The 14,407-nt window shown below is 26.4% G+C and carries 11 protein-coding genes; all 11 read left to right on the top strand.

Annotated elements, in window-relative coordinates; translation table 11 throughout:
- The first annotated feature begins 6 nt into the window (after positions 1 to 6).
- The 11 genes from BM119_RS07025 (at position 7) to BM119_RS06980 (ending at position 14,338) form a co-directional block, all read left to right on the top strand.
- On the top strand, positions 7 to 1,365 hold the full coding sequence (locus tag BM119_RS07025) for a DUF4179 domain-containing protein (protein ID WP_090040103.1): 1,359 nt from the start codon (positions 7 to 9) through the stop codon (positions 1,363 to 1,365).
- 571 nt (positions 1,366 to 1,936) lie between these two features.
- Positions 1,937 to 3,019: a YedE family putative selenium transporter gene (yedE, locus tag BM119_RS07020; RefSeq protein WP_090040102.1), complete on the top strand. Its 1,083-nt coding sequence runs from the start codon at positions 1,937 to 1,939 to the stop codon at positions 3,017 to 3,019.
- Complete coding sequence (locus tag BM119_RS07015) at positions 3,019 to 3,222, top strand: sulfurtransferase TusA family protein (protein ID WP_242948345.1); 204 nt, start codon at positions 3,019 to 3,021, stop codon at positions 3,220 to 3,222. Before yedE ends, BM119_RS07015 begins: the two co-directional genes overlap by 1 nt.
- Positions 3,222 to 3,464: a putative Se/S carrier protein gene (locus tag BM119_RS07010; RefSeq protein WP_177199330.1), complete on the top strand. Its 243-nt coding sequence runs from the start codon at positions 3,222 to 3,224 to the stop codon at positions 3,462 to 3,464. Before BM119_RS07015 ends, BM119_RS07010 begins: the two co-directional genes overlap by 1 nt.
- 53 nt (positions 3,465 to 3,517) lie before the next feature.
- Entirely contained in the window at positions 3,518 to 3,643 is a 126-nt protein-coding gene (locus tag BM119_RS20385; protein ID WP_278336784.1) for a hypothetical protein, read from the top strand.
- A gap of 54 nt (positions 3,644 to 3,697) precedes the next feature.
- A complete protein-coding gene (locus tag BM119_RS07005; RefSeq protein WP_090040097.1) occupies positions 3,698 to 4,591 on the top strand; it encodes a radical SAM protein in 894 nt (297 codons plus the stop codon).
- A 99-nt stretch (positions 4,592 to 4,690) separates the two neighbouring features.
- Positions 4,691 to 6,475 (top strand): helicase-related protein, encoded by a 1,785-nt coding sequence (locus tag BM119_RS07000; RefSeq protein ID WP_090040095.1) that lies wholly within the window; start codon positions 4,691 to 4,693, stop codon positions 6,473 to 6,475.
- 567 nt (positions 6,476 to 7,042) lie between these two features.
- A complete protein-coding gene (locus BM119_RS06995; RefSeq protein ID WP_090040093.1) occupies positions 7,043 to 7,537 on the top strand; it encodes a flavin reductase family protein in 495 nt (164 codons plus the stop codon).
- Between the two features lie 575 nt (positions 7,538 to 8,112).
- Positions 8,113 to 12,345, top strand: coding sequence for an AAA domain-containing protein (locus BM119_RS06990; RefSeq protein WP_090040091.1), 4,233 nt, complete (start codon positions 8,113 to 8,115; stop codon positions 12,343 to 12,345).
- Between the two features lie 187 nt (positions 12,346 to 12,532).
- Positions 12,533 to 13,159, top strand: coding sequence for an HD domain-containing protein (locus BM119_RS06985; protein ID WP_090040090.1), 627 nt, complete (start codon positions 12,533 to 12,535; stop codon positions 13,157 to 13,159).
- Positions 13,160 to 13,549: 390 nt separating this feature from the next.
- A complete protein-coding gene (locus BM119_RS06980) occupies positions 13,550 to 14,338 on the top strand; it encodes a C1 family peptidase (protein WP_090040088.1) in 789 nt (262 codons plus the stop codon).
- Positions 14,339 to 14,407: the final 69 nt, after the last annotated feature.

Here is a 14,407-nt window from a genome sequence, read left to right as displayed (position 1 = left end):
TTATCTATGGAAAAAGATTTAATGGAGAAAATTTTAAAAGATAATGTTAAAAAAGATGATTTGAAAATTCCTGAAACTTTAGATAAGCTTATAAACCAAACCATAGAAAAATTGCCAGTTAAAAAGTATAAAAATTATTATATAGCAAAAAGAACAGCCACTATAGCAGCTGTTTTAATAATAGGTATAAGTATATTTGGAATAACAATGCCAAGCTATGCTGAGAATATACCATTTATAGGATCTATATTTAAAAAATTAAGTTATGAAAACTCATATAAATATTCTTCTGAAATAAATAAAAGTCAGATAAGTAATGATACAAAGGTAACAATAAATGAAGTGATTTATGATGGATTAGATATAAGTTTAGCATATACAGTAGAAACTAAAGAGCCTATGGAATATGCTCCCCGTATTATGGAAAAAGATTTAAAGATAAATGGTAATTTAACTACATTTAGTTCAGGAGGAAGAGGAAGTTTTTTAAATGACAGAACAACTTATATAGGTGTTGAAAACTTTAGAGTATCTAGAAATGGAATGCCAAAAGAACTTCAAGAAGAAGTCTTTTTAGGTGGATATGTAGAAATACCAGATGAATTTGAGTTTGAGATAAATATAAAAGAGTTGTGGGGTATAGAGAACGGTACTTGGAATTTTAAATTTAATGTTACCAATGAAAAACTTAAAGGAAATTATAAAGAAATAGATATTAATGTAAATCTAGATAATATTGAGGAGGGTATGAATATTAATAAGCTTATATTGACGCCTATAAATACATCTATCCAAGGAAATCACAAAACAATAAATACAAATGAAGAAAAAGAAAAAAATATTTCCTTTGTGGCAATAGATAATATGGATAGAATTCTATTACCAAAGGATAGTAGTGGTTCAGCTGGGGGTTCAGGATTAAGTTATTTTGGGAATAAGTTTACTAATCCATATAAGGATACAAAATCAATAACTTTTATACCATATGAAATGATACAAGATGTTAATATAATAAATGAGGTTAATAGCTATGATTTAAAGAATAGTATAGATAAGAAGCTTGAACTTGATAGTTCTGGAGAGTTAGTAATAGATAAAATAGAATTTCTAGATAATGAAACAAAAATATATTGTAAGACAGCTAATCCTTATCTTATGGGCTTTATGCCAATATATGTTGAGGATAAGGAAACAGGAGAGGCAATTAACATAGATAAAATGCCTCAGATAACTGAAGACGGGTATTATGTATTAAGTTTAGAAAAAATGTATGAAGATAAAGAATATACATTAAAAGTAACTAAAAATCTAGACTGTAATTATAAGATACACAAAGAGTCAAGTTTTACTGTAGATATTAAATAAACTAAATTTTAATAAAATGATTTATATAAGTTTTAATAAAGTCCATACATTAAATTTGCTTGAGATTTTAGGTTACACTAAGTAATATTAATGAATTTTATTTGAACTTTTATGTATAGGCATTTAAAGGTTTATACAAAGTTAAATAATATAATGTTTTTAAACTTATCATATAAAAGCAGGACTTCACATATGCTGAATGTCCTGTTTTTTAATAAATAGATTTAAAGTATAAAATTATTATAAGTGAGACTTTGGTTATGTTTAGGCACATGAAAGAAAATAACAATTCAAAGATACCATGTATATTGACTTTCTATTTTTTTGAATGCGCCTTAATAGAAATACAAATGAGATTTATCTATGAGTTAAGTTGTAACAACGTTAGGATTCCTAAAACAATTTTTTGTTATTATATTTAATATTATTATCAATACAAGAAAAGACTTTTATTGATAACATCTATACTTTTCTATGGTTATATAAAGAACATCTATTTCCCAATATATAGATTATATGGTATATTTAACTCGAATAACCGTTAATATTAAAAACTTAGGGGGGGATAGTTTTGTTTAAAGAAAATAAAGGAATTATATTAACTGGACTTATAATAGGAATTATATCTGTACTTTTAGTTCATTTTGGTAATCCAGGTAATATGGGAGTATGTATCGCATGTTTTCTAAGAGATATGGCAGGAGCTTTTGGATTACATAGTGCAGAAACAGTTCAATATTTAAGACCAGAAATCATAGGTATTGTTTTAGGAGCATTTTTAATGGGGGTGCTTTCTAAAGAATTTAGCCCTAGAGGGGGATCATCACCATTTATAAGATTTATACTAGGCTTTATAATTTTAGTTGGAGCTTTAATGTTCTTAGGATGTCCAACTAGACTTATATTTAGACTTGCAGGTGGAGATTTAAATGCAATTCTTGGACTTGTAGGATATGCTGTAGGAATAATTATAGGTATATTCTTTTTAAATAAAGGATTTTCTTTAAAAAGAAGCTATAAGGTTACTAAAGTAGAGGGATACAGTTTTCCAGTACTTAATATATGCTTAATAATACTTTTGGTAGCAGTACCATCAATTTTATTATTTAGTTCAGAGGGACCAGGATCTAAACATGCTCCATTGATGTTTTCTCTTGTATTAGGAGGAATTGTAGGAGTTTTATGTCAAAAAACAAGATTATGTACTGCTGGAGGAATAAGAGACTTAATAATGTTTAAAGATACCTATTTATTTAGTGGATTTATAGCAATATTTATAGGAGCTTTAGCATTAAACTTAGTATTTGGAACATTTAATTTAGGGTTTGTAAATCAACCTATAGCACATACTGATGGTTTGTGGAATTTCTTGGGTATGGTAGTTGTAGGTTGGGGATCTATACTTTTAGGAGGATGTCCTTTAAGGCAGCTTATATTATCAGGAGAAGGAAATGGAGATTCTATGATTACTGTTATGGGAATGGTAGCAGGAGCAGCTTTTGCCCATAATTTTAAATTAGCTTCAAGTCCTAAAGGACCAACAACTAATGGAATGATAGCAGTTGCTATATGTTTAGTTCTTTTATGTGTAATATCTTTTATGGCTATAGAAATAAAAGCTAAAGTTAAAATGAAAGGAGATGTGTCTGTATAATGAAAGTAGATGCTAGGGGAATGTCATGTCCAACTCCAGTTCTTATGACTAAAAATGCCACAAAGAACAATCCAAATGAATTAGAAATATTAGTGGATACTAAGGTAGCCATTGATAATGTAACAAGGTTTTTAAATCATTCAGGTTATAGTACATCTTGTGAAGATAATGAAGAGTATTTTACAATAAAGGCTAAGAAATAGTGGAATATATAGCTATATTTTATAACCATGCAGGTGCTATTAAGTTTTCAAGAATAATAGATGAAAATAAAATAAAAGGACAATTAATTCCAGCACCAAGAAAACTAAGCTCAAATTGTAACGTGGCATGCAAATTTTACATTAATGATCATGATATGTCTTCATTGATTTTTAATGAAGTAGAAAAAATCTTTAAAATAGAAAACAAAAACTTTAGTTTAATATATGAAGATGAACTTTAAAAGACATTAGGTGAATTTGTGTAAAACCAAATTTGCCTAATGTCTTTTTATTAATGGTAAACAATATAGAAGAATTATTTGGGAAAATTTCCAAGGAAATAAACAATGTATTAAAGCAAGCTGTAGAAGCAAATAAAAGAGTTATAGAAGAAAAAGATACAGTAGAAGAATTTATATAAGATGTAATATAATTATAGTGTGAATTTTTTTAGTAAAGAGAGGAAGTTTATAATATGGAGATATTAAATAACTGCAATTTATGTGGTAGGAAATGTGGAATAAATAGAAATTTACATAAAGGACCATGTAATAGTGATAGTAAAATAAACATAGCAAGAGCTGAACTTCATTTTTGGGAGGAACCATGTATTTCAGGAGATAATGGTTCAGGAACAGTATTTTTCTCTAATTGCAATTTAAGGTGTGTTTTTTGTCAAAATCATTGTATAAGCCAAGAGGGAAAAGGTAAGGAGGTGTCTATTAAAAGGTTAAGTGAAATATTCTTAGAGCTACAAACTAAAGGAGCTAATAACATAAACCTTGTAACACCAACTCATTATGTTCCTCAAATAATAGAAGCATTAAAAATTGCAAAGAAAAAAAAATTGAAATTACCAGTGGTATATAACTCTAACGGATATGATTCAATAGAAACAATAAAAAGTTTAGAGGGATTTATTGATATATATATACCTGATTTAAAATATTTTGATAATAAATATGCAAACAAGTATTCTAATGCCAAGGATTATTTTAGTGTGGCAACAAAGGCTATAGAAGAGATGTACAATCAAGTTGGTAAAGCTAAATTTTATAGTAATGGAATAATGAAAAAAGGAGTTATAATACGACATTTAATGTTACCAGGTCTATTATTTGATTCTAAGAAAGTTATAGATTACATATATAAAACATATAAGGATAAGGTTTTTATAAGTATTATGAATCAATATACTCCAATGCATAGAGCTAAAGAATTTAGTGAAATAAATAAGCCATTAAATCCTAAACATTATGATTCGCTAATACAATATGCATTAGATATAGGTGTTACTAATGCATTTATACAAGAAAATGGCACAAATTCACAATGCTTTGTACCAGACTTTAACTTCCAAGGACTATAATATAACCAAAAACTTTCTAGATTGTATGTAGATATATATAATAATTAAATACATATACTAAAGAATATATATGTTGCAATCTAATAGGAGGAGTTGTCAATGAAAATTAAAGCTGCAGAGAGAGAATATGAAAAGCTACAAAGTCAGTTAAATCATATTAATGAGATAGTGAGAAATAGCAAAATAGAATCATTTTATGACCATGATAAAATGATTAGAAATAAGTTGGTCTTATTATTTCAAATAAAAACAGCTATAAAAAAGGCGAAAAATAATAAAAGACTTCTTCAAATAGATAATACAATAGAAAAATTTCAAGATCTGTTAGATTATATATCAGAGGAATTAATAAATGATTACAATAATACCCATAATACTGAGTTTTCATTTTTAGTATTAAGAGATTTATATTATGACAGTTATACATCCTCGGGAATAATTTCAGTACTGGTAAATAGGTATATTCCTAATACTGTAAACAAAAAGATAGAATTAATTTTTAAGGAAAATCCAAAGGATGAGTACACAGAAATAAGAAAAATAAAAAGAAAGTTCTATTTGCATTTAGGAGAAACCAATACGGGTAAAACATATAGAGCTATGGAATGCTTGAAACAGTGTAAAAAGGGTGTATATCTTGCACCACTAAGAATTTTAGCATTAGAAAACTATGAAAAGCTTAAAGGAGAAAATATAAAGTGTAGTCTACTAACTGGAGAAGAGGAAATAAAGACCCCAGAAAGTACTCACGTATGTTCTACAATAGAAAAACTTAATTTAAAAGAAGAATATGATGTGGGGGTAATTGATGAAATTCAGATGATAGGAGATCCAAGAAGAGGGGCCTCATGGACAAGGGCTTTATTAGGATTAAATGCAAAAGAAATTCATATATGTGGAGCATTAAATGCAAAGGACATAATTATAAAACTCTTAGATGATTTAGAAGAAGAGTATGAATTAAAAGAATATAAAAGAGATATACCACTAATAGTGGAAGAAAAGTCATTTATATTAAAAAATATTAGAGAAAAAGATGCTCTTATTGTTTTTTCTAAACGAAGAGTATTGGAACTTGCAAGTTATTGTATAGAGCAAGGAATTTCTTGTTCTTTAATATATGGTGATTTACCTCCAGAGGTTAGAAGAAATCAATATGAAGAGTTTTTAAGAGGAGATAGCAAGATAGTTATATCAACGGATGCAATAGGGATGGGTGTTAATTTACCAATACAAAGAATAGTATTTATGGATATAAGAAAATTTGATGGGGAAGAAGTAAGAATTTTAAACTCTCAAGAAATAAAACAAATATGTGGAAGAGCAGGACGTAAAGGTGTATACAACAAAGGATATGTGAGTGCTTATGGTGGAAATATAGATTTTATAAAAGAAGGTTTAAATATTAAAGATACAATTCTAAAGAGAGCTATATTAGGTCCAAGTGAGGACATATTACAAATAAAAGAAGCTTCATTAATTGATAAATTAAAAATTTGGAGTGAGAAACCTGTATCGAATGGATTATATAAAAAAATGGATATAAGTGAAAAGATAGAAATATTAGAAATTATAAAAAAATACAAATTAAAAGAAGAAGATCAGTGGAAAATATTATGGATACCTTTAGATATAGAAGATGAAAGTATTATTAATGAATTAAAAAGACATATAGAAGATAAATTTATTTATGAAAAACAAGAAATATTGAAGCCTAAATATAGAGGAGAAACATTAGGACAAATGGAGCTTTATTATAAAAAAATAAATTTATATTATTCTTTTAATAAGGCATTTAAATTATCCTTTGATAATCAGTGGGTGAATAAGGAAAGACAAAAAGTAGCTACAATAATAAATTATTTACTAATAAACATACAATAAATTTAAGTGAAAACTTTATGATAATTAAACTTAAGGAAGATGCTCTTAATGATATATCTGGAAATATAGTTTACGATAAAGGATTCTTTGAACAAATTTAATTAATTATGAACTTAAAAGGATACCCAGCTGGGTATCCTTTTAAGTTAGCTGCATTTACAAAAGAGCCAATAAATATGGATTCTCTAGCTTTAATCCTTTGAGTCTTGTGTCATTTATTTTGCATATCCAATATATTTTTTCATAGGTAAAATTAATTTACATATAAAATATTATGTAAATTAATTTTAAAAGTAAACTAAAGTTCAGTGGCAATTAATAAATTATCAAAGGAAATTAACATAGAAAAGTTTTTAGTATGAAATAAATTGAACTTTATAGTATAATTAACGTATTAAGACACATGTATGCAAAATTATATTTATTTACACATAAAATTATTAAAAATCTTACATAGTATTAATAGTACAAAGTCCTATTAGGAATACTAAATATGAGTTAATGTTTTTAAATAATAGAACATCAGATAAATAATAGAATTTAGAAATTTGTAAGGAGGAATAAATTATGGAATTTTACAACAATTTGGGGATGGCAATGGAAAATTTAATAAAAAGAGGGGCTTTTTTAACATGTAAAACAGGTGAAAAAATAAATACAATGACAATATCATGGGGATATGTTGGATTTAGTTGGAGGAAGCCGTACTTTGTTGCAATGGTAAGACCAGAAAGATATACAAATAAATTTATGAATGAGGGGGAAGATTTTACGATAAGTATTCCATATAGTGATGATATGAAAAATGCACTAATGATTTGTGGTACTAAATCGGGAAGGAATATAGATAAAGAAAAAGAAGCTAATATAGAATTTATATCTTCAAAAAGTGTAAAATCACCTATAATAAATAATTGTAATATGTATTACGAGTGTAAAGTATCATATGTAGACCCTTTAAAAAGTGATAACTTACCAAAGGATATAAAAGAGAAATTTTATAACGGTGATGGAGATCACATAATGTATTATGGTGAAATTGTAAATAGCTACGAAAAATAGTCTTTTAATTTGTAGGAGTTTTGAATTATAAGGAAGAACTATCATATAAATTATAATGCCAAATGGGGAGTAATATATATTACTTTCCATTTGGCATTGTTATTATATAAAATTAATTTCAAAATATAGGAAAATTTACAAGACTATTAGCAATTTTTTAGCACATTATTATATTCATATGATATAATAAATATGTCTATTAAAAAACATCCAAAATTTACTAAAATTACATTATATATTATTTTTTATTATTATTTATATATGTATGTTTTGGAAATGTTTTTATTATTATGTATAACTTATAAAGTGCTTTCTAGCTTCAAATGATGTTTATTTAAGAATAATATATTACTTTATTTTGAAGATTAGGAAAACTTGTTTTAAAAGTAATTAGATTATTTAAAAGCAAAAAGGGAAAGTTAGATTTAATTAACAATGGACAAGTCATCAGTGATAAGTAAGGGGCCAACTGTATGAGGTGTAATTATTTATGGATGAGTATATCTTAATTTAGAGGTGTAAGTATTAGAAATGATAGACAAAGAGTTTAAATAAGCAGTTAAGGAGAGAAGTATATGCAAGAGAGCATTAAGATAAAGAATATATTTCAGTATATGCTAGCATTAAAAAAGCTAAATGAAAAGACAATATATAATATTAAAGATTACAATGGTAAGGGTGAAAACATAATATTTTTAAATAAATACCCTAAGTTTAATAAAGGAATTGTAATAAATAAGAATAAAGAAGATGACCAGTGGATAGAAGTATATAAAAGTGTTTTAGATGACTTTCCTACGATAGATCCTACTTTATCAGAGTACCTAAAACTAGATTTAGAGAATCCTTTAAATAAACCAGAGATAACTAATGAGGGAAAAAAACAAAAGCATATAATAGAATTATATAAAGACCTTGAATTAGCTTGGGATTCTTTTGGTAAAAATAATTTTAAAAAACAATTGTCAAATGAATTATACTCAAAATTATTTGATGTCTATCAGCTTTTTAAAGCTTCAGGGGAAGAATACGAAATTTTGTTTAGTGATGTACTTTTAGCTATAAATATAGATGAAAGCCAAATACTACATCCTATGATAACTAACAAGATGGAACTAATTTTTGATGGAGTTTTAAATAAGTTTACTCTTCTTCCAAGCGAAGAATTTTCAAGAATAGAATATGATTATTTAGATAATATATATGTGGAAGGATTTCAAAGACTTTTAGATTTTAAAAAATCTAAAGAAAATGAAGTTTTTCAAAGTGTTGACTGTAAAGATGAGGAAACTTATAAGGTTTTAGGAGAGATACTTTCAATTATAAATCCTATGGAAAATGTTGAAAATATTAAAATACTTAATGATGATATATTAAATGTAGACATATCAAAAGAACCTAAAATATATAATATTCCAATAATATTAGTAAGAAAAAAGGGAACAAAAACTCAAATAGAAGACTTAAAAGATATAATAAATTATATTGATGACAATAAAGATATTCCAGATGTAATTACTAATCTTGTGGCGTCAACTAATAAAAATATAATTAAAGTAAATGATAAATGGACAAGTGTTGGAAAGGACTTGTTATTTCCTTTACCAGCAAATGAAGATCAAAGAGATATTGCAAGAAGATTAAGTAGTAATAGTGGAATAGTAGTACAAGGACCTCCTGGAACAGGAAAAAGTCATACAATTGTAAATTTAATATGTCATTTATTGGCACATGGAAAAAGAGTTCTTGTTACAAGTCAAACAGAAAAAGCATTATCTGTTTTAAGAGATAAAATTCCTGGAGAAATAAGAGATTTATGTATAAGTCTTTTAGGTAGTGATAGAGATGCATTAAAAGATTTGGATAATTCAATAAGAATTATAACAGATAATTTATCAATAAATAAAAATACTCTAAAAAAAGAGATTGATGAAGTAAGATTTAAATTAGATAAATCTAGAAAAACTCAACAAGAAATAATAGAGAAATTAAAGGACAATGAGGAAAGAAATAATTCTCCTATAATGGAAAAGGGAAAAGAATATTCTAAATTAGACATAGCAAAGTGGTTAAAAGAAAATGAAGATAGCTTAGGATATATAAAGGATAAAGTTTCTCCTTATGAAATTCAGCCTATAAGTGAAGATGAGTTTGAAGAAATAGTAGAAATATTAAAAGAAAATTCATTGATTGATTTATTAAGAGCTAAGGATATTGTTGAAATAAAAGAAAAAATGCCTGATTTGGATGAATTAAAGACTGTGTTAAAAGAATACAAATCCTTAAGTGAAAAATATAAAGAGTTAAGAAAAAGTACTGAAGATTTAACTTATGACAATAATACTGATTTAGATAATATATTAAGTAATCTTTTAATATATGAAAAATCTCTCTTAGAAATACAGGATTTGGGATATGATAAGTTTTTTAAAGAACATAATTCAACTCCAATAGTGGAAGAACTTACAAGACAATTTGTAAACAAGGTATCTCCTATGATAAAGGAGATAAAAATGCTATCTAAAGACTTGCAATTTGCAGAAATGCAAATCCCAAATGGAAATATAGCTGAAATCAAGGCGGATTTTGAAAGAGTCTATGAAGAAATGTCTTCTAAAGGCAAACTAGGAATGATATTTAAACTTAAAAATAGTAAGGTTAAGTATATAATTGAAAATTGCAAAATTAATGGACAGGTTCTTAACAATGAGTCACAATGGAAATTATCTAAAAAGTATATTGATAAAATTTCAAAAGAAAATGAACTTTTATTAGTATGGAATAATTTTTCCAAAGAATTTAAGTTAAAAAAGTTTGAAGATGCTAGTATTTTAAATATTGGGGCAATGGGAGATGCATTAGATAAAATAAACAAAATAAATAAATTCAAGGCTATAACTTTAGCAGCTTTAATAAGAAATACACCATTTAAACTAGATGATTATGATTTATATAATCTTAGTGATATTAAAAAGCTGAAACATAAAGTTAATGATTTAATAGAACTTAGAAATTATGAGGAATTAAAAAAATATTTAAATAAAATTAAAGAAAAACTTCACGGAAACAAGATTACAAGTAATATACATGAAATAATAAATGAAATTGATATAAAGAAACTAGAAAATCTTTATAAGGAGATAGATAAACTAATTTCTATAAATTTAATTTCAAAGAAGTTTAATAATACAATTTATAGATTGAAAAAGACACTTCCAAATCTTGCGAAAGATATGGTTGAGAATAAGGATTTATCTAAATACACTAGTTTTACTAACGCATTTAAATGGATTAGATGGAATAATCTTTTGAATGATTTAAGTGATGAGAATAAAGCAAATTATGAAAATAAGTTAAAAAATCAAAAGGAATTAGAAAGTACGTTAATTCTAGAACTTGTTTCTAAACAAACATGGTTTAATCAAATATCTAGAATAAACGATGAAAATAAAAGAAGTCTTTATGCATGGATGGAAGCAATAAAGAAAATAGGAAAAGGGACAAGTAAGTACGCCAATTATTATAAGAAAATAGCGCAGAAAGAAATGGATAAATGTAAAAATTCCATTCCTGTTTGGATTATGCCTATTAACAAGGTAATTGAGAATATAAAAGTAAACAAAGAGGCTTTTGACGTAATTATTTTTGATGAAAGTAGTCAAAGTGATATATTTGCACTTCAAGTTTTATTTAGGGGTGAAAAAGCCGTTATAGTTGGAGATGATAAACAAATAAGTCCAACTCAAATAGGAATAGAAAAAACTGAAGTTATAAGATTAATTAATGAATATTTAAAATATGTTCCAAATAAAGAATGGTTTGATTTGGATACAAGCTTTTATAATACTGCTTTAAGAGTATTTCCAGATAAACTTATGTTAAAGGAACACTTTAGATGTGTACCAGAAATAATAGAATTTAATAATGAGTTTAGCTATAATAATGAGATTATTCCATTAAGATATCCAACACCTAGGGAAAGGTTTGAGCACCCAGTAGTTTGTGTTCATGTAGAAGATGGCGAAAGACATAAAACAAAAAAGGAAAATATTAAAGAAGCCAAAGCTATTGTAAATACAATAGTTAAATGTTGTAAAGATCCTAAGTATGACAACATGACCATGGGAGTTATTTCACTTCTTGGTAAGGAGCAAGGACAACTTATAGAAAAACTTCTTAAAAATGAGCTAGGTGAAGAGGAAATTGTAAAAAGAAAAATAATTTGTGGAGATGCATATTCATTCCAAGGGGATGAAAGAGATGTGATATTCTTAACTATGGTAGTAGCTAATAATGCTAGGTTTGCATCTCTAACAAAAGATGATGACAAAAAAAGATTTAATGTGGCGGTAAGTAGAGCTAGAAATCAAGCATGGCTTTTTTATTCAGTAGATTTAGATGATTTAAATCCGGCATGTGTTAGACATAATTTATTATCATATTTCTTAAATCCTAAAGAGGAAATAAAAGAAGATGAAGTTAAAATATTTGAAGATTCCTTTGAGGAAGAAATATATAATAAAATAGTTGAAAAAGGCTATATAGTTAACACGAAAGTTAAAGCTGGTAAACATATTATAGATTTAGTTGTTGAAGGCAAGAACAATAGATTAGCAATAGATTGTGAAAGTAAAACATGGAAAGGCATAGAAAAGTGGCAAGAAGATATGGAAAGAATTAATCAACTTGAAAGAGTTGGTTGGGAATTTGTTAAGATTAGAGGATTTCAATTCTATAGAAATCCAGATGAAGCTATGAAAGATGTTTGGGAAAAATTAAATAAGTTAAAAATAGAACACAATAATTAGTCAACTTTATTAATACCACTAAGTAAAATAACTTAGTGGTATTTTTAAAAAGAAGCTTTAAAAAGAAGCTTTATTTAGAAGAATTCATTTAGAATAACTATGTATGTTATGAAGTTATTTAGAAGTGATTATAGGGGAAGATTATCAATGGTAATGGTGGGATAAATACAAAGGAGGTAGATCTTATATGAGAAGTGAGATTTCAATAGATGATATTGTTAATGGTATTAGTGAAAGATGTACAGGATTAAAGGATTTATTAAAAAGTTTAGATCCTATTGTATTGGCTCAGCTAAGAGAGAGTAAGAAAAAAGAAGATAGAATTTTAAAAAGATATAATCATATGAAAAGAGTAGCCTTAATATCAAAAGAAATAATATTTGAATTAGAAAAAATAGGTTATAAATTTAGTCAGGATGAAATAAAAGCAACTATACTAGGAGCATATGTACATGATATAAAGAAATTTCATAATGATAATAGTCATAGTTACCTTGGAGCTGAATTTATAAAAAGTGATGAAAAGGTTGGGAAAATATTAGGATCATATAAGGATTTAGTATCAGATATAGTAATGTACCATAAAGAGGGAGAAAAGAAGAAAAAGGGAAATATGAAAGTAATTAATGAGAAAAACTCCATGAGAAGAATTGAAATAAGAATAGTACAAGATGCAGATAAGATAAGCAGCATTTATAAGGAAAATAAAAATATTGAAGAAGAGATGTTTAGTATTCTAAATGGAAGAGGCTTGAACTTTAAGGAGTCTAAGAAATATTTAAGATTAAAAGTTTGTAGTATGTTAGATAAATAACAAATGTATTATTTTTTCAATTTAAAAAGGGTACTTATTATTTAGAAACAAATAAACTGAAAAGTAATGTATTGATAATAGTGAAATATTTTTATATGATGGCTATCACTTGTAATATCATCATAATTAAGATTTGTTCTATTTGAGGGCTTGAAAAGGCAATACAATTGGTATATGAATTAGAATATAATGATATAAGATAAAAAATGAATATAATAGATTATGTGATAAATAATCTTTAGGAAACTAAATGTTTTAGTTAATGTAACAATATAATAAATAATATCTTAAAGGTGCTTTTCCCAAGAAATAGTGTGAAGTTTTATATAAAAGATAATATATTAGAGTATAAGGACTTGCATTATGTTTTACACAAAGGAGGAAACCTTTATGGATAGAAATTATGATTTGAGAAAAGATGAGATTGATGAAAGAGATTATAAATTAGAGTTATTAACTCAATCAAATACAAATTTACCACAAGGTATAGATATAAGAAGTTTATGCCCCTTAGTATGTGATCAAGGAAAGGAAGGATCATGTACTGCAAATGCTGGGTGTGCTGAAAGAGTAATGCTGCTTGGTAATCCTAGGTTAGATCTTTCAAGGGCTTTCTTATATTATGAGGAAAGAAATTTAGAAGGCACTACAAATAAAGATTCAGGAGCAAGTATAAGAGATGTATGTAAAGCAGTTAAAAATTACGGAATTTGTGAAGAAGAATTCATGCCTTATACTGATAAAGATTATAGATCACAGCCCTCTAAGGAAGCTTTGATTAATGCAGAAAAATATAAAATTAATTCATATAAAAGTTTAAATTCATTAGATGATATTAAAAACTATTTATACTATAATAAAAAACCTGTATTAATAGGAATGACTGTATTTGAGAGTATGGAGTCACTAAAAGTTGCAAAAACAGGTGAATTACCTATGCCATTACCTTCTGAACCACAATTAGGAGAGCATGCTGTTTTAGTAGTAGGATATAGGGATGCAGATAGTAAGAATTTAGTTAAAACTTTTATTGAAAAGTTTATATGGAGGAAATCTCAACCATCTGGATATTTAATTATAAGGAATTCATGGGGGTGTTCATGGGGTGAGGGAGGATATTTTTATATGCCTTATGAATACTTCCAAAAATATACTTTTGATTATTGGGTAATGGAATAATTAAAACCACTTAGGCATATGAAAATAAATAACAAGTCAAAGATGCGACGGATATTTGATTAGTTATTT

The organism is Clostridium frigidicarnis, from assembly GCF_900111985.1.
Taxonomy (GTDB): Bacteria; Bacillota; Clostridia; order Clostridiales; family Clostridiaceae; genus Clostridium_Z; species Clostridium_Z frigidicarnis.
The sequence above is the reverse complement of the archived record's forward strand: the minus strand, read 5'-3'. Positions and strand labels throughout refer to the sequence as shown.

What these genes read in the sequence shown, in the direction of transcription:
- BM119_RS06985 (WP_090040090.1), top strand. Translation starts at nt 12,533, where the DNA reads ATGAGAAGTGAGATTTCAATAGATGATATTGTTAATGGTATTAGTGAA.
- BM119_RS07000 (WP_090040095.1), top strand. Translation starts at nt 4,691, where the DNA reads ATGAAAATTAAAGCTGCAGAGAGAGAATATGAAAAGCTACAAAGTCAG.
- BM119_RS07025 (WP_090040103.1), top strand. Translation starts at nt 7, where the DNA reads ATGGAAAAAGATTTAATGGAGAAAATTTTAAAAGATAATGTTAAAAAA.
- BM119_RS06980 (WP_090040088.1), top strand. Translation starts at nt 13,550, where the DNA reads ATGGATAGAAATTATGATTTGAGAAAAGATGAGATTGATGAAAGAGAT.
- BM119_RS20385 (WP_278336784.1), top strand. Translation starts at nt 3,518, where the DNA reads ATGGTAAACAATATAGAAGAATTATTTGGGAAAATTTCCAAGGAAATA.
- BM119_RS06990 (WP_090040091.1), top strand. Translation starts at nt 8,113, where the DNA reads ATGCAAGAGAGCATTAAGATAAAGAATATATTTCAGTATATGCTAGCA.
- BM119_RS07005 (WP_090040097.1), top strand. Translation starts at nt 3,698, where the DNA reads ATGGAGATATTAAATAACTGCAATTTATGTGGTAGGAAATGTGGAATA.
- BM119_RS06995 (WP_090040093.1), top strand. Translation starts at nt 7,043, where the DNA reads ATGGAATTTTACAACAATTTGGGGATGGCAATGGAAAATTTAATAAAA.
- BM119_RS07015 (WP_242948345.1), top strand. Translation starts at nt 3,019, where the DNA reads ATGAAAGTAGATGCTAGGGGAATGTCATGTCCAACTCCAGTTCTTATG.